General features: G+C 69.6%; 25 protein-coding genes, 1 tRNA gene and 1 pseudogene. 8 read left to right on the top strand and 19 right to left on the bottom strand.

From position 1 onward, the window contains the following. Positions 1-881: Hsp70 family protein (locus ACFV9O_RS31400; RefSeq protein ID WP_385423773.1), on the bottom strand; the 881-nt coding region annotated here is incomplete at its 3' end. 231 nt (positions 882-1,112) lie between these two features. On the opposite strand from ACFV9O_RS31400, the gene ACFV9O_RS31395 reads away from it, so the two are divergent. From ACFV9O_RS31395 to ACFV9O_RS31370, 6 genes and pseudogenes are all read left to right on the top strand, one after another. Continuing rightward, a complete protein-coding gene (locus ACFV9O_RS31395; RefSeq protein WP_385423771.1) occupies positions 1,113-1,634 on the top strand; it encodes a sugar transferase in 522 nt (173 codons plus the stop codon). A gap of 84 nt (positions 1,635-1,718) precedes the next feature. After that, complete coding sequence (locus tag ACFV9O_RS31390; protein ID WP_385423769.1) at positions 1,719-4,013, top strand: heterodisulfide reductase-related iron-sulfur binding cluster; 2,295 nt, start codon at positions 1,719-1,721, stop codon at positions 4,011-4,013. A gap of 406 nt (positions 4,014-4,419) precedes the next feature. Next, positions 4,420-5,565 (top strand): FG-GAP repeat domain-containing protein, encoded by a 1,146-nt coding sequence (locus ACFV9O_RS31385; RefSeq protein ID WP_385423767.1) that lies wholly within the window; start codon positions 4,420-4,422, stop codon positions 5,563-5,565. An 84-nt stretch (positions 5,566-5,649) separates the two neighbouring features. Further along, a complete protein-coding gene (locus ACFV9O_RS31380) occupies positions 5,650-6,573 on the top strand; it encodes a Yip1 family protein (RefSeq protein WP_385423765.1) in 924 nt (307 codons plus the stop codon). Between the two features lie 686 nt (positions 6,574-7,259). Continuing rightward, positions 7,260-8,286 (top strand): annotated as a pseudogene (locus ACFV9O_RS31375) (polyphosphate kinase 2 family protein). A 203-nt stretch (positions 8,287-8,489) separates the two neighbouring features. Then, positions 8,490-10,223: a SulP family inorganic anion transporter gene (locus ACFV9O_RS31370; protein ID WP_385423763.1), complete on the top strand. Its 1,734-nt coding sequence runs from the start codon at positions 8,490-8,492 to the stop codon at positions 10,221-10,223. 185 nt (positions 10,224-10,408) lie between these two features. On the opposite strand, the gene ACFV9O_RS31365 is transcribed toward ACFV9O_RS31370, so the two are convergent. The 3 genes from ACFV9O_RS31365 to ACFV9O_RS31355 form a co-directional block, all read right to left on the bottom strand. Continuing rightward, a complete protein-coding gene (locus tag ACFV9O_RS31365; RefSeq protein WP_385423761.1) occupies positions 10,409-10,918 on the bottom strand; it encodes a phosphoribosyltransferase in 510 nt (169 codons plus the stop codon). A gap of 13 nt (positions 10,919-10,931) precedes the next feature. Next, a complete protein-coding gene (gene dcd, locus ACFV9O_RS31360; protein WP_385423759.1) occupies positions 10,932-11,507 on the bottom strand; it encodes a dCTP deaminase in 576 nt (191 codons plus the stop codon). Between the two features lie 72 nt (positions 11,508-11,579). Beyond that, positions 11,580-11,792 carry a hypothetical protein gene (locus tag ACFV9O_RS31355; protein ID WP_385423757.1) on the bottom strand — a complete coding sequence of 71 codons (213 nt, stop codon included), beginning with the start codon at positions 11,790-11,792 and terminating at the stop codon, positions 11,580-11,582. Between the two features lie 310 nt (positions 11,793-12,102). On the opposite strand from ACFV9O_RS31355, the gene ACFV9O_RS31350 reads away from it, so the two are divergent. Further along, a tRNA-Gly gene (locus ACFV9O_RS31350) sits at positions 12,103-12,176 on the top strand. Positions 12,177-12,227: 51 nt separating this feature from the next. Here ACFV9O_RS31350 and ACFV9O_RS31345 read toward each other — a convergent pair. From ACFV9O_RS31345 to ACFV9O_RS31285, 13 genes are all read right to left on the bottom strand, one after another. Beyond that, on the bottom strand, positions 12,228-13,388 hold the full coding sequence (locus ACFV9O_RS31345) for a tyrosine-type recombinase/integrase (protein ID WP_385423755.1): 1,161 nt from the start codon (positions 13,386-13,388) through the stop codon (positions 12,228-12,230). After that, positions 13,388-13,600: a helix-turn-helix domain-containing protein gene (locus tag ACFV9O_RS31340; protein ID WP_385423753.1), complete on the bottom strand. Its 213-nt coding sequence runs from the start codon at positions 13,598-13,600 to the stop codon at positions 13,388-13,390. The genes ACFV9O_RS31345 and ACFV9O_RS31340 overlap by 1 nt, the downstream gene beginning before the upstream one ends. After that, positions 13,597-14,967, bottom strand: a complete 1,371-nt coding sequence (repSA, locus tag ACFV9O_RS31335) for a replication initiator protein RepSA (protein ID WP_385423751.1) — start codon at positions 14,965-14,967, stop codon at positions 13,597-13,599. Before repSA ends, ACFV9O_RS31340 begins: the two co-directional genes overlap by 4 nt. Beyond that, positions 14,964-15,281 carry a hypothetical protein gene (locus ACFV9O_RS31330; protein ID WP_385423749.1) on the bottom strand — a complete coding sequence of 106 codons (318 nt, stop codon included), beginning with the start codon at positions 15,279-15,281 and terminating at the stop codon, positions 14,964-14,966. Before ACFV9O_RS31330 ends, repSA begins: the two co-directional genes overlap by 4 nt. Positions 15,282-15,285: 4 nt before the next feature. Further along, complete coding sequence (locus ACFV9O_RS31325; RefSeq protein ID WP_385423747.1) at positions 15,286-15,474, bottom strand: hypothetical protein; 189 nt, start codon at positions 15,472-15,474, stop codon at positions 15,286-15,288. 92 nt (positions 15,475-15,566) lie between these two features. After that, on the bottom strand, positions 15,567-15,896 hold the full coding sequence (locus ACFV9O_RS31320) for a SpdD-like protein (protein WP_385423745.1): 330 nt from the start codon (positions 15,894-15,896) through the stop codon (positions 15,567-15,569). Positions 15,897-15,921: 25 nt separating this feature from the next. Further along, positions 15,922-16,080, bottom strand: coding sequence for a hypothetical protein (locus ACFV9O_RS31315; RefSeq protein WP_104860443.1), 159 nt, complete (start codon positions 16,078-16,080; stop codon positions 15,922-15,924). A 16-nt stretch (positions 16,081-16,096) separates the two neighbouring features. After that, the gene (locus ACFV9O_RS31310) at positions 16,097-16,291 is read right to left on the bottom strand and encodes a mobile element transfer protein (RefSeq protein WP_134407181.1); all 195 of its coding nucleotides are present in this window, start codon (positions 16,289-16,291) and stop codon (positions 16,097-16,099) included. Between the two features lie 18 nt (positions 16,292-16,309). Beyond that, positions 16,310-16,969 carry a DUF2637 domain-containing protein gene (locus ACFV9O_RS31305; protein ID WP_385423742.1) on the bottom strand — a complete coding sequence of 220 codons (660 nt, stop codon included), beginning with the start codon at positions 16,967-16,969 and terminating at the stop codon, positions 16,310-16,312. Positions 16,970-16,989: 20 nt separating this feature from the next. After that, on the bottom strand, positions 16,990-17,169 hold the full coding sequence (locus ACFV9O_RS31300) for a hypothetical protein (protein WP_385423740.1): 180 nt from the start codon (positions 17,167-17,169) through the stop codon (positions 16,990-16,992). Between the two features lie 85 nt (positions 17,170-17,254). Further along, entirely contained in the window at positions 17,255-18,613 is a 1,359-nt protein-coding gene (locus ACFV9O_RS31295; RefSeq protein WP_385423738.1) for an FtsK/SpoIIIE domain-containing protein, read from the bottom strand. A 2-nt stretch (positions 18,614-18,615) separates the two neighbouring features. Beyond that, a complete protein-coding gene (locus tag ACFV9O_RS31290) occupies positions 18,616-18,960 on the bottom strand; it encodes a hypothetical protein (protein WP_385423736.1) in 345 nt (114 codons plus the stop codon). Positions 18,961-19,098: 138 nt separating this feature from the next. After that, entirely contained in the window at positions 19,099-19,878 is a 780-nt protein-coding gene (locus ACFV9O_RS31285; protein WP_385423734.1) for a GntR family transcriptional regulator, read from the bottom strand. Positions 19,879-19,896: 18 nt separating this feature from the next. Here ACFV9O_RS31285 and ACFV9O_RS31280 point away from each other — a divergent pair, with 18 nt between their 5' ends. Then, positions 19,897-20,364 carry an NUDIX hydrolase gene (locus ACFV9O_RS31280; protein WP_385423732.1) on the top strand — a complete coding sequence of 156 codons (468 nt, stop codon included), beginning with the start codon at positions 19,897-19,899 and terminating at the stop codon, positions 20,362-20,364. 357 nt (positions 20,365-20,721) lie between these two features. On the opposite strand, the gene ACFV9O_RS31275 is transcribed toward ACFV9O_RS31280, so the two are convergent. Then, complete coding sequence (locus ACFV9O_RS31275; RefSeq protein ID WP_385423730.1) at positions 20,722-21,273, bottom strand: hypothetical protein; 552 nt, start codon at positions 21,271-21,273, stop codon at positions 20,722-20,724. Between the two features lie 305 nt (positions 21,274-21,578). Beyond that, positions 21,579-22,172: a DUF6221 family protein gene (locus tag ACFV9O_RS31270; protein ID WP_385423777.1), complete on the bottom strand. Its 594-nt coding sequence runs from the start codon at positions 22,170-22,172 to the stop codon at positions 21,579-21,581. Positions 22,173-22,398 lie beyond the last annotated feature (226 nt).

Raw genomic sequence — 22,398 nt, 5'->3', positions numbered from 1 at the left:
ATGACGTTGTGGAACGGCGTCTTGCAGCGCTCCAGCAGGTCGGCGGTGAGCTGCTGGAACTGGGCGCGCGTGAGCTTCTCGTCCAGGTGCAGCGGGCCCTCGGCGGACGCCGTGATGTAGGGCAGGTTGATGGTCGTCTCGGTCGAGGACGACAGCTCGATCTTCGCCTTCTCCGCGGCCTCGCGGAGACGCTGGAGAGCCATCTTGTCCTTCGACAGGTCCACGCCGTGACCGTTGGCGAACTGCCTCACCAGGTAGTCGACGACGCGCTGGTCCCAGTCGTCACCACCGAGGTGGTTGTCACCGTTGGTGGCCTTCACCTCGACGACGCCGTCGCCGATCTCCAGCAGCGAGACGTCGAAGGTGCCGCCACCGAGGTCGAAGACGAGGATCGTCTGGTCGTCCTTGTCGAGGCCGTACGCGAGCGCGGCGGCCGTCGGCTCGTTGACGATGCGCAGGACGTTGAGGCCCGCGATCTCACCGGCCTCCTTGGTGGCCTGGCGCTCGGAGTCGTTGAAGTACGCCGGGACGGTGATGACCGCGTCCGCGACCTTCTCACCGAGGTAGGCCTCGGCATCCCGCTTCAGCTTCTGCAGGATGAAGGCGGACATCTGCTGCGGGTTGAAGGTCTTCCCGTCGAGCTCGATCTTCCAGTCCGTACCCATGTGACGCTTCACGGACCGGATGGTCCGGTCCACGTTGGTGACCGCCTGACGCTTCGCGACCTCGCCGACGAGCACCTCACCGTTCTTCGCGAAGGCGACGACGGACGGCGTGGTCCTGGCGCCCTCGGCGTTGGTGATGACGGTGGGCTCCCCGCCTTCCAGAACGCTGACGACGGAGTTAGTCGTGCCCAGGTCGATGCCGACCGCACGTGCCATTTCGAGTCCTCCAGTGGGCTGTACTTGAGTGCAACTGGCTCAAGGATGCATCACGGGCCCCACGGAGTCAACAGACCTGAGTCGACCCGACTCAACTATGGTGCGCGCGCTCCCGGCGACCCGCCCGGCGCGGCCTGCACTCTCCACGCCACCCACCGTGCCATTGTTCGCATAAAGCGAGCGAAAACATGACACGAACGACGGAAGCGACGGAACGGTCGGGTGAGAGCCATGCAGCCCAAGCGTCTTCTCGATCTCGTCCTCGGCTCGCTTCTGCTGGCCCTCGTGGCGCCCCTGCTGGCGGCGGCCGCCTGCTCGGCAGTGCTGCGCCGCAGACCCGGCGGCGCGTTCGCGCGCGAGACGAGGACCGGACTGCACGGCCGCCCGCTGACCGTGCGCTCGCTGCGCACCCGCCGCTGCCGGCTGGATCTGCTCTCGCGGCTGCCCCACGTCGTACGGGGCGAGATGTCCCTGGTCGGGCCGGCGGCCCTGGCACCCGGCGATCCGCGCGCCGCCGCAGCCTGGCGGCAGGGCGTCAAGCCCGGGCTGACCGGCCTCGCCCAGGTCCGCCGGCATTCGGCGATGCCCTGGGACGAGCCGGAGCTGCTGGATCAGCACTATGTGGAGCACCATTGGATGGGCCTCGACCTGGCCATCCTCGTACATACGCTCCCGGCCCTGCGGGCGCCGCGTACTCAGGATGACCTGAGCGACGCAGATCACCGCTTGCGCAACTACAGTGCGGCCGAATAAGTGGGTAGTCTCAGCACGGACTGAATAAGTTACCGCTTAGTAAGTGCTGATCTTCCCACCTCGCAGGCCCGAGGGAGCCCTCAAATGCAACTCGCCGCGATCATCGTGTCGATGGTCCTGACCGTGGTCGGCGTTGCGCTCATCGCCCGAGCCGTCGCGCAGATCTACCGGTTCGTGAAGCTCGGTCAGCCCGTGCCTGCGGGCAGCCGCACCGACAATCCCAAGGCACGCACGATCACCCTGGTCAAGGAGTTCCTCGGCCACACGCGGATGAACCGCTGGGGGATCGTGGGCTTCGCCCACTGGTTCGTCGCGATCGGCTTCCTGACGCTGCCTCCGACGCTCGCACAGGCGTACGGCCAGCTGTTCCAGGCCGACTGGACCCTGCCGGTCCTCGGCGGCTTCCTGCCGTTCGAGATGTACATCGAGTTCATCGGCCTCATGACGGTCGTCGGCATCGTGATCCTGATGGCGATCCGGCTGCTGAACCTGCCCTCGCGGGCCGGCCGCAAGTCGCGCTTCGCGGGCTCCAAGGCCTGGCAGGCGTACTTCGTCGAGTACGTCATCCTCACCATCGGCCTCGCGATCATGGCCCTGCGCGGCCTGGAGGGCGCGATCCACCACGTGGACCACTACGAGGCCGCGTACTTCGTCTCGTACCCGCTGGTCCTGGCCTTCAAGGGCCTGAGCGTCCCGACCCTCCAGACGCTGATCTACTTCGTCGCGATGATCAAGATCGGCACGTCGCTGATCTGGATGATCACGGTCTCGCTCAACACCAACATGGGCGTGGCCTGGCACCGCTTCCTGGGCTTCCCGAACATCTGGTTCAAGCGCAACGCCACCGGCGAGTCCGCCCTGGGCGCGCTCCAGCCGATGACGTCGGGCGGCAAGCCGATCGACTTCGAGGACCCGGGCGAGGACGACGTCTTCGGCGTCAGCCAGGTCGAGCAGTTCTCCTGGAAGGGCATCCTCGACTTCTCAACCTGCACCGAGTGCGGCCGCTGCCAGTCGCAGTGCCCCGCCTGGAACACCGGGAAGCCCCTCTCCCCGAAGCTCCTCATCATGTCGCTGCGCGACCACGCGCACGCCAAGGCCCCGTACCTGCTGGCCGGCGGCGGCAAGACCATGGAGGGCGAGGAGAAGGCGTCCGAGGAGCAGCTCAAGGACGTCCCCGCCTCCGCTCTGGCCGAGGCCGAGCGCCCGCTGATCGGCACGGTCGAGGCTGCATCTGACAGCGGCTTCGCCGCGGGCGGCGTCATCGACCCGGACGTGCTGTGGTCCTGCACCACCTGCGGTGCCTGCGTGGAGCAGTGCCCGGTCGACATCGAGCACATCGACCACATCGTCGACATGCGCCGCTACCAGGTCATGATCGAGAGCGCCTTCCCGTCCGAGGCGGGCACGATGCTCAAGAACCTGGAGAAGAAGGGCAACCCCTGGGGCCTGGCCAAGAAGCAGCGCGTCGAGTGGACCAAGGAGGTCGACTTCGAGGTCCCGGTCGTCGGCAAGGACGTCGAGGACCTCAGCGAGGTCGACTACCTGTACTGGGTCGGCTGCGCCGGCGCCCTGGAGGACCGCGCCAAGAAGACCACCAAGGCCTTCGCGGAGCTGCTGCACATCGCGGGCGTCAAGTTCGCGATCATGGGCGGCGAGGAGAAGTGCACCGGTGACTCGCCGCGCCGCCTCGGCAACGAGTTCCTGTTCCAGCAGCTCGGCGCGGAGAACGTCGCGATGCTGAACATGGCGTTCGGCGAGGACGACGAGGACCCGTCGACGAAGAAGCCGAAGTCGTCGAAGAAGATCGTCGCGACCTGCCCGCACTGCTTCAACACCATCGCGAACGAGTACCCGCAGCTCGGCGGCGAGTACGAGGTCATCCACCACACCCAGCTGCTCCAGCACCTGATCGACGAGGGCAAGCTGATCCCGGTGACGCCGGTCGAGGGCCTGATCACGTACCACGACCCCTGCTACCTGGGCCGCCACAACAAGGTCTACACGCCTCCGCGCGAGATCATGTCGGCCGTCCCGGGTCTGCGCCAGCAGGAGATGCACCGCCACAAGGAGCGCGGCTTCTGCTGCGGCGCCGGTGGTGCGCGCATGTGGATGGAGGAGCGGATCGGCAAGCGCATCAACAACGAGCGGGTGGACGAGGCCCTCTCGCTCAACCCCGACATCGTCTCCACCGCCTGCCCGTTCTGCCTCGTCATGCTGACCGACTCCGTCAACGGCAAGAAGAACGACGGCGAGGCCAAGGAGAGCCTCCAGGTCGTCGACGTGGCGCAGCTGCTGCTCGACTCGGTCAGGACCCCGGTGGACCCGGGAGAGGGCGCGTCGGAGCCGGCGGACGAGCCGGAACCGCAGCCCGTGAAGTAGTCGTCCTCGTACTCGTACGGGACCGGTACGGGACCAGTACGGATCGGTACGGGAAGTGAGAAGCGGCCGGACCTGCCTCGGGGGCAGGATCGGCCGCTTTTCGCGTCACAGTCACCCGTCACCCGACCCTGTAGGTCTCCAGCAGCTTGCCCTCGAAGGAGTAGACCCGGCTCTCGCCGCCGTACCTGCCGTCCGGCCCGGAGATCACGACCACGGGGCCGCGGCGCGCTGACCCTTGATGAGCTTGGCGATGTGCCCGTCGGGCAGCGCGGTGTGGGCGTGCGCGCGGGCGTCCTGAGCAAGTGGGCCATTACGCACCGCTCAACCATTGGCCCACGCACCTGGCAGGAGCATGATGAGGCGGCTGGGTTCCGGAGAGACGGATGGGGATGGAATGGGTGGCGCCGTGCTGCGTCGACGCCGACTGCGCAGGACCGCGCTCGCCGGCCTGGGCCTGCTGCTGCTGACGCCGCTTCCGGCCGGCTGCGGGCTCTCACCGTCGCACCCCGACGCCGCGTCCGACCGCCCGGCCCCCGGCACCTCCGCCGCCCCTTCCGCATCCACCCTCGCCGGCAGCGCCGCCGCACCCGCCCTCCCCGTACCGCGCGGCGACGGCAGCCGCGTCCCGGAGGACTTCAACGGCGACGGGCACCGCGATCTCGTCCTCGACGACCTCGTCAAGGCGCCGGGCGCGGCCCACGACGACGACGCCGGCATCGGCATCGTCTACGGGACCTCGAAGGGCTCCCTGGCCCCATCCGTACGCCGGCTCCTCACCCCGCGCGCGAACGGCGCCCCCGTCGCGGGCGTGCTCCCCTCCGCGTTCGACGCCGCGGCCGCGTGCGACCTCGACAAGGACGGCTTCAGCGACCTGATCGTGGCCACGGACCCCCCGTACGACGGCGTCGGCCGCCCGCCCGTCCCCCTCCAGCTGCTCTTCGGCGGCCCCACCGGACTCACGGGCAAGGCGGTCGTCCTCCGCATCCCGGAGCAGGCGCGGTACGGCAACGAATGGCCCGACCACCCCGTCTGCGGCGACTTCGACGGCGACGGCGCCCAGGACCTCGCGGTCACCGCGAGCGGCGGCCGGCTCAGCTTCCTGCGCGGCCCCTTCACCCGTACGGGCGGCCCGCGCGCCGCCGGGGCCCCGCTCCAGGGCGCGGGCCCGGTCCTCGCGGCCCCCGAGCCCGACGCCGACCCGAACGGAGACGGCTACGACGACCTGGCCTTCTCCACGCGGCCCCGCACCCCCGGCACCGCGGCCGAGGCCAGGCTGCTGCTCGGCGGCCCCGACGGCCCCGGCCGCCCCGGAGGCACGTACACCTTCAAGGCCGTGCGCCTCCCGCCCGCGCCGGCGCTCCCGGCCGGCGAGGCCGCGGCCGTCACCGAGCTGCTGCGCCACGCGGACTTCGACGGCGACAAGCGGGCGGACGTCGTGACGCGTACGCACCGGGGCGAGAACGCCGACGTCATCGCGCTGTACCCGGCCTCCGGCGACCGCGCAAGGCCCTTGATCACTTTCAGCACGTCGATCTTCCTGGGGATCCCTTAGGGGATGTCACAGGTCGGCAGCAAAGGCCCCCGGGTTCCTCCGGCCGGGACACCGGACACAGCGGGAACAGGTACGTTCGAATGCGTGGCTGGATTCAGGATCGGACGCGGCCGGGGCAACAACCGCACCCCGCAACAACAACCGCAGCAGGCGCCTCCGCCGCCGCACGGGCAGCAGTACGGCCAGTACGGCGGTCAGTACGCAGGCCCGTACGCAGGCGACCGGACGGCGCCCTCGTACCCCCCGCAGCAGCAGTGGCAGCAGCACCAGCAGCCGCACGGCGAGCCGGAGTACTTCGGCGACCCGTACGCCCAGGCGCACCCGCAGCAACCGCAGCCGGGCGGGTACGCGGCGGGTGACCCGTACGCCGACAACCCCGGTCACACCCGCGCCTTCAGCGTCGGCGACGACCCGTACGGCGACGGCGCCACCTACCGCGCAGGCGCCGCCCCCGCGGCCCCCGCGGGCCCGCGCCTGCACTGGAAGGAGCTGCTGAGCGGCATCGTGCTCCGCCCGGGACCGACGTTCCTGCAGATGCGGGACCACCCGGTCTGGGGCCCCGCCCTGACCGTCACGTTCCTCTACGGCCTGCTCGCGATCTTCGGCTTCGACGAGACGCGCAAGGAGGCGATCAGCGCGCCGTTCGCCACCGCACTCGTCTCCGTGCTCATCACCGGCGTGGTCTTCGTCATCGGTGGCCTGATACTCGGCGCCGTCACCCACACCCTGGCCCGCCAGCTCGGCGGCGACGGCTCCTGGCAGCCGACGGTCGGCCTCTCCATGCTGATCATGTCCCTGACGGACGCCCCGCGGCTGGTCTTCGCCCTCTTCCTGGGCGGCGAGAACTCACTGGTGCAGGTGGTCGGCTGGGTGACGTGGCTGGCGGCGGGCGCGCTGTTCACGTCGATGGTGAGCAAGTCGCACGATCTGCCGTGGCCGAAGGCGCTGGGGGCATCGGCGATCCAGCTGATCGCGCTGCTGTCGATCATCAAGCTGGGAACGATCTGACCCGAGCGGACACAAACGGATACGAGAAGGCCCCCACCCGGGAAGAGCGTGGGGCCTTGCTGTGAGCGGCGCCGGCAGCGCAGGACCGAGGCCGAAAGGGCATCGTCGGCCTCGTTGGCTCCCGGACGCCGCCCGGGAGCGATCTTGAGGCGTCGGCCGGAGAATGGGGTGGCGGACTCGCTCACGGGCGATGGCGTGCTCCGAGGTGCGGGGGTCTGGAGGTCGTGGGCCCATGCAGTCTGTGACATTCGGGAACGGAGCACGGGGCCGGGCCGTGCGAGTCCGCGAAGCGCCAGGTGAGCGGGGCGTCGTCGGGCTGCTCCTCGAACCCGTGCCGTGCCCGTCCGGCAACCGCAGGCCGTCCCGGCACGTATGGCACGCGGCAGAAGCCGCAGGCCCGGTGACCAAGGTGACCTGGGCGCTGCTGCCCCCGGATGCCGGGCCGGCGCGGCCATGACGGACGACGAGCAGACACCTCAGGCCGGCGAGTGTCCTCCCGCCGAAGAAGGGAGTCGCTGTCCCGGCCCGGTGGACCACGCGCATCCGGCAACGCCGGGGCAGAGCCCATGTCCCGATCCTGGAGGGCGGCGGGGCTGCCCATGCGGCGGCGGGGAGAAGTCCGCGACCGTGGCGAGGGCTTGGGACGCGCAGCGCTCACCGTGACCGGAGAGAAGGGCTGATCGGTGATGGCGGACGAGAGAGCCGAACGCATCGCGGAGATCATCAGGCCGCTGCGGGTGAAACCGGGCTCGAAGGTGAACCTGGGCCGGGACTTCGATCCCCGCCACAAGGCCGGCCTGAAGAAGCGCGACGGGGTCGAGCTGCTGCGGACCGGGGTGTCCCTGCTGGCCGAGTACCAGGATCGGCTCGCCGCCCAGGACACGTACGGCGTACTGCTCTGTCTCCAGGCGCTCGACGCCGGGGGCAAGGACGGGACGATCCGTCACGTCATGAGCGGCGTCAATCCCCAAGGCGTGCGGGTCAGCAGTTTCAAGGTGCCCTCCACCGAGGAACTCGACCACGACTACCTGTGGCGTTACGCCCGTCGGCTGCCCGCGCGCGGAGAGATCGCCGTCTTCAACCGGTCGCACTACGAGGAGGTACTCGTCGTGGGGTGCACCCCGAGAACCTCGTCCGGCAGAAGCTGCCGGACCACTCGCGTGGACCGGGGGTATGGGACCGCCGCTACCGGGAGATCAACGACTGGGAGCGCTACCTCACGGACAACGGGTTCAAGGTGGTGAAGATCTTCCTGAACCTGTCCAAGGAGGAGCAGCGCACCCGCTTCATGAAGCGGATCGACCTGCCGGAGAAGAACTGGAAGTTCTCCGCGGCCGACGTCCGGGAGCGGCGCCGGTGGGACGGCTACCGGCACGCGTTCTCCGAGATGCTGTCCGCCACGAGCACGGAGTGGGCGCCCTGGTGCGTCGTGCCGGCGGACCGGAAGTGGGTCGCGCGGATCTGCGCGGCGGCGGTGCTCGCGCACACCCTGATGGACATCGATCCCCGGTACCCCGAGGTGGGGGAGGAAGCGCGGAGGGATCTGCTCGCCACCAAGCGGGAGCTGGAGCAGGAGGCCCCGCGGGGGCCCCGGCCGATCCGTACGCCTCCCGTCATCCGGCGCCCGCCCGGGCCGCCGGCGGGAGTGACACGCCCGCGGGAAGCAGACGCGCGTCCGGCGCCGGGCGTCGGACGAAGAAGAAGCGCGGCTAGGATCCGGCGGACCGGCGTAGACCCGCCCGGATCGGAGGCACGACGATGACGGTGCAGTCGGAACCCGGGGGAGAGTGGTCCCACCCTCCGGAGGAAGGCTGGTACGCGCGTTCTTCCGAGCAGGTCGTAGCGGCGTTCGGTGTGGATCCGGCGGTCGGTCTCCCCGCGGCACGTTTCCTCGCCCGCCGGTCCAGGGGCACAGGGTGAGCCGTCGTTCCGCCCTGCCCCGCGCGCCGGGCATCGCCGTTCTCAAGGGATACCGGCGAGGCCGGCTGCGAGGGGACCTCGTGGCCGGGATCACCGTAGCGGCCTATCTCGTGCCGCAGGTCATGGCGTATGCGAGCGTCGCCGGTCTGCCGCCGGTCGTGGGACTGTGGGCGATCCTGCCGGCCATCGTCCTCTATGCGTTCCTCGGCACGTCACGGCTGCTGTCGGTCGGTCCCGAATCGACGACCGCGCTGATGACCGCCACGGTGGTGGGGCCGCTCGCCGCGGGGGATCCCGCGCGGTACGCCGTCCTGGCATCGGCGCTCGCCGTCGCGGTCGGCCTGATGTGCCTGGTGGCGTGGGCCGCGCGGCTCGGCTTCGTGGCCGATCTGCTCTCGCGGCCCATTCTGATCGGCTACCTCGCCGGCGTCGCACTGATCATGATCGTCGACCAGCTGACCAAGCTCACCGGTGTCCCGACGGAGGGCTCCGGCTTCTTCCCACAACTGCTGTCCTTCGTGGGGAACCTGGGCGAGGCACATGCGACAACGGTGATCTTCAGCATCGTGGCCCTGCTCTTTCTCTTCCTGGCGGCCCGCCTTCCCCGCGCCGTCCCCGGTCCGCTGCTGGCCGTCGTGCTCGCTACGGCGGTGGTGGCGGCGTTCGGCCTGGAGAAGCGCGGCCTCTCGGTGATCGGGGAGATCCCGGCCGGGCTGCCGGGCCCGGAACTCCCGGCGCTGGGCGACCTACCCCGGCTGCTGCTGCCCGCAGTCGGTGTCCTGCTCGTCGGCTACACCGACTTCATCCTCACCGCGCGTGCCTTCGCCACCGACGACGGCGGGCCGCGCCTGGACCCGAACCAGGAGCTCCTCGCCCTGGGCGCCGCGAACCTCGGTGCCGGCACGATGCAGGGATTCCCTGTGAGCAGCAGCGCCAGCCGGACCGCGCTCGCGCAGTCGGCCGGCGCACACACACAGGGCTACGCGCTCGTCGCGGGCGCGGCCGTACTGGCGGTGCTCCTGTTCCTCAGCCCACTGCTCACAAACACGCCCACGGCCGTACTGGGCGCACTGGTCGTCTACGCCGCCGTACGGATGATCGACCTGACGGGCTTCCGGCGGCTGGCCTCCTTCCGGCGCAGGGAACTCCTGCTGGCCCTTGGCTGCCTCATCGGGGTCCTCGTCCTGGACATCCTCTACGGCGTGCTCGTGGCCGTGGGCCTGTCGGTCGTCGAGCTGCTGAGCAGGGTGGCGCGACCACACGACGCCGTCCAGGGGCTGGTGCCGGGCCTGGCCGGCATGCACGACGTCGACGACTACCCGCAGGCGCGGATCATCCCCGGGCTGCTGGTCTACCGCTACGACTCCCCGCTGTTCTTCGCCAACGCGGAGGATTTCAGACGACGCGCCCTGGCCGAGGTGGCCGAGCAGGAGAGCCCCGTCAGGTGGTTCGTCCTCAACGCCGAGGCCAATGTGGAGGTGGACATCACCGCGCTGGACGCCCTGGACGCACTGCGACGGGAGCTGACCGGCCGCGGCATCGAGTTCGCCATGGCGCGCGTCAAACAGGACCTGCGCGACGAGTTGGACGCGTACGGGCTCACCCAGTCCGTGGGCGAGGACCGGATCTTCCCCACCCTGCCCACGGCGGTGGCCGCGTACCGCGCCTGGTCCCGGGAGAACGAGAACGGTGACGGCGGCGCGCACCCGGCCGACGGGGCCCCCGGCTAGGACGCTTCGTTTGCCGTGCGACCGGCGACCGGGCGGCTCCGGCAGGGCTGGGGTGCCGACGCCTCCATCCGGCACACAAAGGGCACGCGCTGCCCCCTCCGCGCCCCTCATACATCGTGACTGATCCTTGCCGGACCGTAGCTACCGCAAGGATCGCCATCCGGAGGGCACAACCGCCTCGGCGGCTACAGCGCCTCCTTGGAGGGCGTGATGGGCTCGCCCGACTTACGTACGGGAGGCAAGACGCTCCACGGGAAGTTGATCCAGTCGTCGGTGCGCTTCCAGACGTACTCGCACTTCACCAGGGAGTGCGACTTCTCGTAGACGACGGCGGACCGCACCTCGGCGACGTGGTCGACGCAGAAGTCGTGGACGAGCTTCAGGGTCTTGCCCGTGTCGGCGACGTCGTCGGCGATGAGGACCTTCTTGTCGGAGAAGTCGATCGCGTTGGGCACCGGCGCGAGCATGACCGGCATCTCGAGGGTCGTCCCGACGCCCGTGTAGAACTCCACGTTGACCAGGTGGATGTTCTTGCAGTCCAGGGCGTACGCCAGCCCGCCCGCGACGAAGACCCCGCCCCGCGCGATGGACAGCACGATGTCGGGCTCGTACCCGTCGTCGGCGATGGACTGCGCGAGCTCACGGATCGCGCCGCCGAACTTCTCGTACGTCAGGTTCTCGCGTACCCCACTCATTGCGTACCCGCCCTCACACCTGCGTCCGGTGGAAATTCATGAACGACCGCGAGGCCGTCGGCCCCCGCTGACCCTGGTACCGGGAGCCGTACTTCTCGGACCCGTACGGGTGCTCCGCCGGCGAGCTGAGCCGGAACATGCACAGCTGCCCGATCTTCATCCCCGGCCAGAGCTTGATGGGCAGGGTGGCGAGATTCGACAGCTCCAGCGTGACATGCCCCGAGAAGCCGGGATCGATGAAGCCGGCGGTCGAGTGCGTGACCAGCCCGAGCCGCCCGAGGGAGCTCTTGCCCTCGAGCCTGGACGCGATGTCCTCCGGCAGCGAGACGACCTCGTACGTCGACGCCAGCACGAACTCGCCGGGGTGGAGGATGAACGCCTCGTCGCCCTCCGGCTCGACGAGTCGCGTCAGGTCCGCCTGCTCGACGGCGGGGTCGATGTGGGGATAGCGGTGGTTCTCGAACACCCGGAAATAGCGGTCCAGCCGCACGTCGATGCTCGAGGGCTGCACCATCGAATCGTCGTACGGGTCGATACGGACCCGTCCCGCGTCGATCTCGGCCCGGATGTCCTTGTCTGAGAGAAGCACGCCCCGAGGATACGCAGAGCGCGCGGGCCCGCCCCAATCGGGCGGATCCCCGCGCGCCACCTCCGCCACACCTCAGCGCTTCTGCAGCTCCACCACTCGGTCGCCCTGCCCGGCCTTCTGGACGGGCACGGCATGCCTCAGCCGCGCACACCGCGGACACCGGATGAGCCGCCCGGGCCCGATCCGGTCGGCACCGAGCTGCTGCATCGGGAACGACGAAGTGGTGAAGACATGCCCTTCGGCACAGCGGACGACGGTGCGCTCCGTCGAGTCCTTCGGGTCCATGAAGTCCCTTCCCCAACACGTGGACGAGATAGCCACATTAGGGGATCAACAGGACACCACTCCACGCGGCACTCCGCTCCCCCAAGGTACGCCTCCACCCCTCCACGCCACCCGCACATCCCCGACTCCACCACGACGCGGGCACGGGCCGGGCGCGAGCCGGGCGCGGCGCCGGCGGGGGCCCGGGGTTGCTCCCGGCGCGGCTCCGGTGCGGGGCCCTGACAGCCCGAAGGCCCCGCGGCTCAATTCACCGGGGGCCTTCGATGGGGTACAGTGTGCGATGATGCAGTGCTGATCAAACGGCCGCTGTGCGGGTGTAGTTTAATGGTAGAACATGAGCTTCCCAAGCTCAGAGCGCGGGTTCGATTCCCGTCACCCGCTCCACGACGAAGGTCCAGGTCATAGACCCGGGCCTTTCTTGTTGTCTGGACCTGCCTAAGCGTCCCGTGCCACATCCGTGCCAGATGCTTGGTCATCCACTGCATCACGCCGCTGCCGGACGAGCCTGTCGAGACCGGCCGCGACCTCCCGCTGACGCTCGACGTCCGAGTGCTGATAGATCAGCGCGGCCCGCTCGGTCGACTGTCCGGCCCGCACCATCGTGTCCTTGAGCGTCGCGCCGGAGCGGGTCGTCAGGGTGTGTCCGGTGTGACGAAGGTCGTAGAAGCGGAAGCCGTCGGGGAGACCCACCTTCGTACGGGCGGTGCGCCACTTCCGCCCGAAGCTGGACCGCCGGAACGGTTTGCCCTTCTCCCCCACGAACAGAAGCCCGTCCGGGCCCTTCTCGGCGTACCAGTCGAGGTGCCGTCGAAGGTCGGTCCGCAGAAAGGCCGGCAGGACGACGAGCCGCTTGCCCGCTTCCGACTTGGTCGGCCCTGCGGCCCGCTTGCCGGTGGTCAATTCCGGTGCAGCCTGCCGAACGCGGATCGTCAGGTTGTCGAGGTCCACATCCTTGCGGCGCAGCTCGGCTTGTTCCTCCGGGCGGAGCGGACCGTACGCGCCGAGGTAGACCATCAGCCGCCAGCGCGGACCGAGGGCGTCGGCGAGCGCGTCGACCTGGTCGACGGTGGCGACAGGGCGTTCGGCGGCGGTTTCCTTTCCGGCACCGCGAATACGGCAAGGGTTGCGGCGTATCAGCTCGTCCTCGACGGCCGTCTCCAGGATGGCCTTCAGAAGGCGATAGCTCTTGGCGACGGTGGTCTCCGCCCCGGTCGAGTCGAGCCGTTCCGAGCGCCAGGAGCGCACGCGCGGAGCCGTGATCTCGTCGAGGTCCAGGTCCTCGAAGGCGGGCAGGATGTGCAGCCGGAGGAGTCGCCGGTACAACTCGTCGGTCGTCGGGGAAAGCCGCCGTTCCTTGACCCACAGGGTCGCGTACTCCTCGAACTTGACCGCTCCGGCGTCCGGGTCCTGCCAGTCACCACGGCGGATCTCGGTCCGCTTCTCGGCGAGCCAGTCGTCAGCGTCACGCACGGTCGCGAAGGTCTCGGGCGCCGGCCGCATGACACCATCCGGACCGGGATACCGAGCTTGGTACCGCCCGGAGGGCAGCTTCCGCACCGCCCCGAACGCCCGCCGCTTGCCCTTCTTGTTGGCCATCAGGCAGCCCGCTCATACCGCGCACGGCGACGGCGGATCGGCTGGACGGTGTTGCCGTTGATGTAGGCGTCCAGCGCGCTTTCCGCGATCCGCACATGGCGACCGACCTTGACGAAGGCGATCCGCCGTTCGGCGATGAGCCGCCGAGGGAAGCGGATGGTGGTGCCGAGGCGTTCGGCGGCTTGCTCGACGGTCAGCAGGAGGTCACTCACGACCGGTCTCCTTCCAGGGCGGCGAGTGCTTCGCGGGCGGTTTCGCGGTTGAGTTGGATGTCGCAGGCGATCGAGGCAGCGAGTGCGGACTCACCAGAGGTATGGCCGTGCCCGGCGTACTCCCAAGAGGCGAGGACCAGCACCGTGTCCGGGTCGCCGAGCGCGTCTTGCTCCTGGGCGGCGCGGTAGTCGGCGCGGATCTGGCGGAGGGCGCCGAGGGTGGTGGAGTAGCGGCGGGATTTGGTGGAGAAGTGACCGCGAAAGCCGAGCATGTGCGCCCAGGCGCCCAGCTTGCGGTCCGGGTAGAGCGGGGCGAGGTCGAGGCAGGCCTCGATGAGGCGGCGGGGGTGGTCGGGCACGTCCAGGAGTTCGAGGACCTCCCGGTTCCCGATGCGGCGGTCGAGGCTGCCGGTCGACTCGGCTGCTTTCGTGGCGTACTTGGCGACGTACGAGGCAACAGCTTGCTCGGTGATGTCGGAGCCGTCGCCGAAGGCCTTGACCGGTCGGATGTCGAGCTGGCGGCCCCAGCGGAAAGGCCGGCACGGCTCGTTCCCGGCGGCGGGCACGGTGATCGAGGTGTAGGAGTGTGCGACCGCAGCGCGGATGGAGTCGTCGAGCAGCTGCACGGTGGCCCAGGGCGGCGGGGCGGTGTCTGGGCCGTCGGGTCCGTCGAGTCGGATCACGGCGTGGAAGTGGATCGCGCCGCGTTTCTGGAACTCGGCGACCTTGCCGTACGAAACGCGCAGCGCGTCTTTGAGCTCCCGCTGTGAGAGCCCGGCGCGGGCGGCGATCTCGCGGCGCAGGCGGGTGGTGAAGCGCTGCCAGAGCTGCCCGGCGTGGTTGTTGAACAGCACCGTGCCCGCGTAGTCATAGGTGGCCGGGTCGAGGGCCGTGCCGAGGACGGGGGCGTCCTCGGAGTGGCGGGTGCCGCAGCGGCAGACGCCGCGGTCGGGCCGGTTGTGCACGGGGCCGAACGAGGGGGCGGTGAGGGTGGCGAAGACGCGCGGGTGGTCGCGGACGGTGGCGGGGATGTGCTTGCTCTCGTCTCCGGCGAGTCCTGCGCGGATGAGGTGATAGGTGTCTCCGGCGTAGGTGTAGGCGCAGGTGGGGCAGCGGGAGGCGCGGCGGTTGCCGCAGGCGACGCGGAGCCGTCCGTCCGGTTCGGTGTCGGTGGAGTAGCGGCGCAGCGTCTCACCCGTCGCGCGGTCTTTGGCGAGGGTCCAGCCGGTGAGGTGGATGGGGTCGGAGCAGCCGCCGGTGCGGTGCACCTGGTCTTTCCAGCGGTCGAAGCCGGGGGACCCGGCCACCCTGAGCAGGTCGTTCAGGGTGGCCGGGTTCAGACCCGCGAAGGTCGCGGTGTCGGTCACGCGCTCACCACCAGGGCGGCAGGGGTAAAGACCGTGTAGACCCGCAGCGAGATCCGGCCGAGGGGTGCCGTGAACGACAGCTTCGTCTCGTCACCGCGCTCGGTGATCAACACGTCTGCGGGGTCGGTGTGGAGGGCTTGGCGCCACGCTTCGAGGTCGCTGGGGCTGTCGAGCAGGACGTGAGTCTCGCCGGGGGTGATGTCACTGGTGGTGATGTAGGCACCCGGCAGGGCCTGGTGTGTCTCGGCGAAGCGGGCCAGCGCGGCGAGTAGTGCGGCTTGCATGCCCAGGGGGTTGTTCAGGGACTCGTTCATGCGCTTACCTCCCCGCCGGTGCGGTGAGCGGGTGGCGGGCCGGGCGGGTGCCGGTGCCGTGGCAGGCCGGGCAGTGGGCGGCGATGGTGCGGAGGTTTCCGCGTCGGTCCCGGCCGCCGAGGGTGACGCGGACGGTGGGGAAGCCGTCGCAGTTCGAGCAGACCCGCACGGCGGGGGTGGTGGGCTGGGCCATGATGGGTGTTCCTTCCGGATCGTGTGGTTCGGGCAGGGGCACGGCTCCCGGGGCGGGCAAGACTTGGCGGTTGAGACCGCCCCGGGGGCCGGTCAGCGGCGCTTGTGCTCGGAGGCGATCAGCGAGCGGACGACGAGCGCGCACACGGCGACCGAGGCCGCGGTGACGGCGGCCGCCAGGAGCATCGAGACCAGGACCGCGCCGACGACGAGCACGACGGCGGTGCCGCCACCGACGAGGGCGAGCGCGGTGCCGGGCGTGAGCTGGACCGTGGGCCGGGCCCAGGCCGCCGGGGCGTCGGAGACCGGGGCCGGGGCCGGAGCCGGGGCGGGAGTGTGCTGGACGATCGCGGTCGGCTCGACAGCGGGCGGGGTGACGATGCCGGTCGGGGTCGGCATGGTCGGGATCTTGGGTCGGAACATGAGTGCATCTCCTTCCTGCGGTGGACTACTTGCTGATGGCGGTGTCGATGACGGGGGCCAAGAGACTGTCGGCGAGGAGGAAGCCCCCGAGGAGGAGCACAGCGACGAGCCACCAGGGCGGGCGGATGAGCTTGATACCAAGGGCGCCGACGACGACCAGGGCGAGCCAGAGCGGAACGTCCATGGCGGTGATCTCCCGTTCAGTCGGTGATGCGGCAGCGGTGCGTACGGGCGGCGAGCTGGGCGGCCGAGGAGCTGGAGAAGTCGGCGGACCAGCCGCAGCGGTCGGCCGTGCAGACCGCGGCGTGCTTGGTGCGGCCGTGCCGATCGCGGTGGGTGCCGATCTGTACGGGGCCGATCCGCATGACGGAGTGGAAGTGGTCGCGGGCGGGCATCGCGGTCGTCCTTTCTGGTCAGGCGAGTTGGGCGGCGATGGCGTCGGCCATCGGCGCCGGGACGCCGAGGCGGGCGCGCAGGGTGTCGGTGTCGATCGGTGTGCCGGTACGGGCGTGGTGGTCGTCGGCGACCTTGCGGGCGTGGTCGACCAGGGCGGCCGGGACCGGTGGAGCCGGGACGGGAGCAGGTTCGGCAGCTGCGGGCAGCGCCGGGGCGGGCTCCGCCTCGGCGACGGGGACCGGCTCGGGGTCGGACTCCGGTTCGGCCGGCACAACCTCGACCGGCTCCGGCTCCGGCTCCGGCTCCGAGTCAGTCGCGGCCGGTGAGTGGGCGAGGAGGGTGCCGCCGAGGAAGGCGAGCGCGGGCCATCCGGCGATGCCGAAGCGCAGCCAGGCGGGCGGATGCGCCAGGTCGAGGAATCCAGCGGTGGCGACGTTCGCGCCGAGCGAGGCGACCAGGGCGATCAGGAACCAGCACCAGGCGAGCCGGGACGGGCCGTCGTTGCGCAGCCGACGCCAGGCGGCGACCAGGAGCAGGTCGACGGAGACCGGGTAGGCCCATGCCTTCCAACCGGACTGTCCGGCAGCGGCGGCGAGGTCGTGCAGGTGGGCGAAGGACAGGGCCCCGGCAATCACGGCCTGCACCAGGACGGCATCGATGCGGAGCTTGCGGGTCATGTCCTCACCTCCTTCAGGTGTCAGTGGTCGTCGGGTGTGCTGGCAACGCGAGGGCCGAGGAAGAGCAGGAGTTCAGCCCGGGCTTCGCCATCGGTCGCGGCGCGGTAGGCATCACGGGCGATGCGCAGCGCCGTCGTGAAATCCGAAGCGTCGAGGGCCTGTAGGACTTCACGGATCACGACCTCGTTCGCGGCTCGCATGGGCGTGCTCCTTTCTGAAGCCAGGGCATGGCAGGGGTAGGGAGTTGGCGCGAGGCGGTCGCGCCGACCGGGGTGGGGGCGGCTCTCAGACGGAGGCGGGTGCCTCGGTCTGGGCCGGGATCTTGACGAGTGAGACCGTGGGCGGCAGCTCGGGCCGGAAGGCGGCGAGGCCGGGCAGCTCGGGGGTGCGGTGGGCGTGCCGGTTGCAGGCGTTGACTGCCTGGCGCATCGAGGTGTGCGGGGTGCGGATGCGGGCCCAGCCGCCGGTCGAGTCGCCGGTGACGGCGAGGCCGGGGGTGTCGGTCGGGATGGAGATGGCAGCCAGGACGGCGTCGGGGGCGATGTCGCCGAAGGCCATGTTGGCGGAGGTCTCGTCGTTGACGCGGTGGGCGGTGCGGGCGGTGAGTTGGGCGCGGAGCATGGTGATGCCCTTGCCGAGTTCGGAGCCGAAGCGCTGTCCGCAGATCTCCAGATAGATGCCGGCAGCGCGGCCGAGCTGGGCGAGCCGGGCGAGCGCGGTGATGATGCGGTCCCGGCGCTTCTCCTCTTCCTTGGTTGCGAACAGGGCGAGTTCGGCGACCTCGTCGACGAGCAGGACGATCGGGGTCGGGCGCAGGCGAGCCGGGAGGTCCCAGATGTCGGCGGCGATCTCCGCGTCGGGTATGTCGGCGGTGATGCGCTGGTCGTCGCGGATCAGTTGGTAGACGCCCTCCATGTGTGTGACGAGTGCGTCGAGGAGGTCGGCGGCGGTGTCGGGGTTGTCGGCCAGCGCGGAGAACCGGCGGGCCAGCGGGAACAGCTCCACGCCTTGCTTGCAGTCGATGCCGACCAAGGCCACGTCTTGTGCGGCGAGTTCGGCGACCAGGTTGCGCTGGTAGACGGACTTGCCGGACTTCGTGGCCCCGACGGTCAGGGCGTGCGGGGTGGTGCGGTAGTCGCGGTAGTGGACGGCGCCGTCCTCGCGCAGGGCGACCGGGACCCGCATCGGCACACGCTCGACCTTGGTAGGCATCTGCACCTGGGCCAGGACGTCGTAGCCGGTCATCCGGAGTTCGACCACACCGGAGCGGATCTCGCGCGAGGTGACGCCGTACATGGCGAACGAGTGCCGCAGCCGGTCACACGAGGCGGCCACGTCGAAGGCGTCCTGACCGGGCCGTAGCCCCAGCCGCAGCACCAGGCCGGTGCGAGTCGGGCGGAGCCGCAGGATGCGCGGTGCACGCGACTCGGGAGCTGGACGGTTGGCCATCCGGGCGAGGGCGAGCCGCCAGCGCGGGGGCGGGACGGTCAGCCCGCACGCTTCCATGACCGAGGCGTAGCGGACCAGGACCCGCAGCACGGCGAGGGTGACGCCGAAGGTCATCCAGTACCAGGCGGGGCGCCGCCACCGCAGGAGACCCGCGACGGCGACGACCACCAGCAACGCGACCGTGAAGCCGGTCATGATCAGGCCACCTGGGGCTTCGTGGCGCCCTCGACCAGCGACGTGACGGCGACCGCGCGGAAGGCGATGCCGTGACGGCCGTCCCGCTCCCAGGGCCGAGCGACCAGCCCGGTCAGCGCGACCGGAGTGCCCATCGTCAGGTCACCGGAGATGCCGGTCTTCGGGACCGTCACGGACAGGAGTTCCACGGTGTCGTTGGCCGCGAACATCACGTTCACGGTCATCAACGTCGCCCCGGTCTCGGCGTCGACGGCGATTTCACCGGTACGGCGGTCCTTGACCTTGGGCTGCGGGGGCTGAGCCGCCATGACGGAGGCGGCGGAGGTGTCGACGGGGATCTGACGCACAGAGATCACTCCTCTAGAAGTGCTGAACTCCGTCACTTATGTATATGAGTGACATGAAGAAGAGTGCATGACTCCTGTACATGAGTCAACCCGCCAGGGCAAAGAAGTCCCGGCGGGTTGTGCAGAGTTGAGTGAGCGTCAGTCGGCAGCGGGGATGCGGTACTCGAAGACGAACTGATCAGCGGCCATGAGGGTGTCGCAGACCTCCACCACCCGGCCAGCTTCGGTGACCGCGTTACGGATGAGGTGAACGACAGGCGCGCCGGGGCTCAGGGACAGTTCGGATGCCTCAGCCTTGGCGGCCGGGCGCGCTGTCAGCGTCTCGACAAACTCGGCGAAAGTGTGGCCGTCGTCCTCCAGGCGGGCGTAGATGCCGCCAGGGCCGGGGTTCTCCGCGAACAGTTCTGGGATGTCCTTGACGACGTCCCACGGCAGGTACGACGACGCGGTCTCGACCGGGACGCCGTTGCGGAAATAGAGCCGTCGCCGTGCAAGGACCTGGGTGCCGGCGGAGACGCCGAGCCGGTCGGCAATGTCCTCCGGGGCCTCCATCGGGCCGATGTACAGAACGCTGACCTTGGCCGTGGCGCCGGATTGGGCCGACTCGGCGAGGTACGCGGCCTTACCTCCCCGCCGGTGCGATGCCCGGAACCGATCCGAAGAGCGCAGCCGCACGGGCGGTCGGTCCTTCACGATCGAGCCCTTGCCGTGGCGGGTGTCCACGAGCCCACTGGCCCGGACTTCCACCATGGCCTTGCGGATGGTGCCGCCGGAGACGCCGTAGCGCTCGACCAGCTCGGATTCGCTCGGCACCATGTCACCAGGCTTGAGGACGCCAGCCCGGATCTGCTGGATGATCTCGTCGGCGATCTGAACGTACCGAGGTACGGCCCTCCCACCTCCTACGGCTGTTCCCATAGTCCTTCTCACTCTCCTATGCTCCTGTACATGAGTAACAGCGCCCGAGAGACCCAGTCAACGCCACTGCACTCCGTGTCCGTGGCGGGAGCAGTGGTACGCGAGGACGGGCGTCTCCTGGCGATCCGCCGAGCCGACAACGGAACGTGGGAGCTCCCGGGCGGCGTGCTCGAGCTCACCGAGGCCCCCGAAGACGGAGTGGCCCGAGAAGTCTGGGAAGAGACCGGCATCCGAGTCGAGGTGGACGAGCTCACCGGGGTCTACAAGAACACGACGCGCGGCATCGTCGCCCTAGTGTTCCGATGCAAGCCGTCCGGGGGCGTTGAGCGAACCTCGGTCGAGTCGACGGCAGTTGACTGGCTCACGCCCGAAGAGATCCGCGAGCGGATGGCCGAGGTCTACGCGGTCCGGCTGCTCGACGCACTGGACGGGCACGGGCCCCACGTCCGGAGCCATGACGGCAAGCAGCTGATCCAAGCGCGGTAAGAGTTTCTCTACTTCATCAAGGCGGCTCGCTCCGCTCGCCGCGCGCGGCACCGGCTCGCCGCCGGGCCCGACGCTCCTGTCTTCGCCCCGCTCCGGGCCCGGCTCCGCCGGCCGCGCGGCTGAGCGAGCAACGCCAGATGCGCGAGACGGTAACCCGCTGTGGCTGGGGCGGTCGGCTCCGCGGCTTTACGCAGCCACCATGGGGCGAGCCTCGAAGATCATGGCCCCGATCGGGCTATTGCGGGCAGGCGAGGAGCCAGCCCGATTCGCGGCCAGCGTAAGGGGCCATGATCTCTCGCCCCATGGCAGCTCCAGCCCAAAGCCGCTACACCGACTGCGTGGACGTGCAGCCATCAGCTACGCGGGAGGCGCGAAAGGGTTCCCGTCGGACGTAGAGTGACCGTCCCGCCGCGCCCACGGTGGTGGGACAGGGGCCCAATCCGGTCCGCGGTGGGCCAGCCACCACCGTTCGATGGCGTGGAATTTCTCCTCGAACCTGCGATCCCAGCAGAGGATCCCGGTAACGGGTGCCCGTAGGCGGGTGCGGCGACCGGTGGCCTCGTAGATCACGACGGTCCGCTGCCCCAGGGAAGACTCGGCTTGGACGCCTTGCACGTCGGACCACGGGATGGTCCGCCGGCGCAGATTGTGCACGACGGCTGCCGACGGCGTGAGGGTGATCCCATGGCGCGGAAACACGATCATTGGCAACCAAGGCATGGCGATCCACACCCAAAACGGGTTGGCAGCCCCAGCGCTGTACGGCTCGCCTCGCATCCAGTCCATGACCTCGATGACCTCGATGACGACACCGAGGACAGCAAGGGGCAGAAAAGGCAGCGCGCGCTGGAAGGGGGTCAGCCCGTAGCGGATGCGCTCCGGCGGCGAGGCCTCGGCCTGTGCTCGCATCACCAATCCCCACCCCACTGCACCGTGCAGCCGCAGCTGCGTGATCGCCGATGCAGCATGTCGGAGCGGAGCCGGGCTGTCCAGATCCCCCGCGCAGCGTGCCCCCTGCGTGCCCGTTCAGTCGGAGACGAGCGGGGACCCTCGGGGAATGGCGGCGGCTCAGCGGCTCCCCCGCAGGTCGGCAATGCCACAGGTCAGGCCGCATCCGCATACGTGGTCTTCCAAACAGGTGCTCAAGCGCCCTGTCTCCGGCCCTTTGCCAAGCTGCAGACTCCACCGTCTTCAAGGGTCTCCTTGATCAAACTCTAGGGACGCCACTGCTCACGGTATTCGGGGTGCTCAGCATAGGACTGTGCGAGTACGCGAAGGGCGTATGTGAGGCCGGCGAAGCGTGGGTCCGTGGGATCCATAGCCGCGTAGTCCCGCGCCAGCATGTTGACAAGGTCGAGCATCGGCAGGTGACTGTCGAGCAGGGCATCGCCGCCGAAGCGGTAGCTCACCTCGGCATAGGCGTGGTTGTCCGCCTCGTACTGGGCGTGAATGAACTTCAGCATCCTGACAACCAGCGGCAGCTGCCAGCCGGCGCAGGCCACTAGTGCGCTGCCGTCCTCGGTGAGGAAGAGCAGGGTGGTCCATGTCCGATCGGCAGAATCGATAAACCCTGTGCGCACGGGCCGGCCATGTTCGCGGACGAGCTGCACTGCTCGTTCCAGTCCACGAGGTTCGAGTCCGTGCATCCGCATGCGCTGAAGACGGAGCTTGAAGACTCCGGCATGCTGGCCTGCGGGTTGTGCCCGGTCTCCCACCCAGTAGGTGGCGCCGTTGCGGAGGGTGGCCAGAGCTATCACGGACGCCTCGTCATCACCGGCCAACAGCGATTCCAGCACATGCCGTTCCATGGTCACCCCCGCCTGGATCCTGCGGTACAGCAGCCAGGTACCGCAACCCAGCAACCGCCCGCGTCCGGTAGCGCTCCTCCGGGGCCTGGTAGCGGCCGGAATGGACGTCGCTGACCGATTCGGCTAGAGCTACGGATCAGAAGTGGCCGTGCCCCTCCCGTGCCCGATCTAGGGGGAACCGGCGGGGAACCACGGTGATGGACGGGCAGCAAGCAAGAGAACGGCC

Source organism: Streptomyces sp. NPDC059909, from assembly GCF_042730885.1.
Lineage (GTDB): Bacteria > Actinomycetota > Actinomycetes > Streptomycetales > Streptomycetaceae > Streptomyces.
This window is presented reverse-complemented; position numbering and strand designations above follow the sequence as displayed.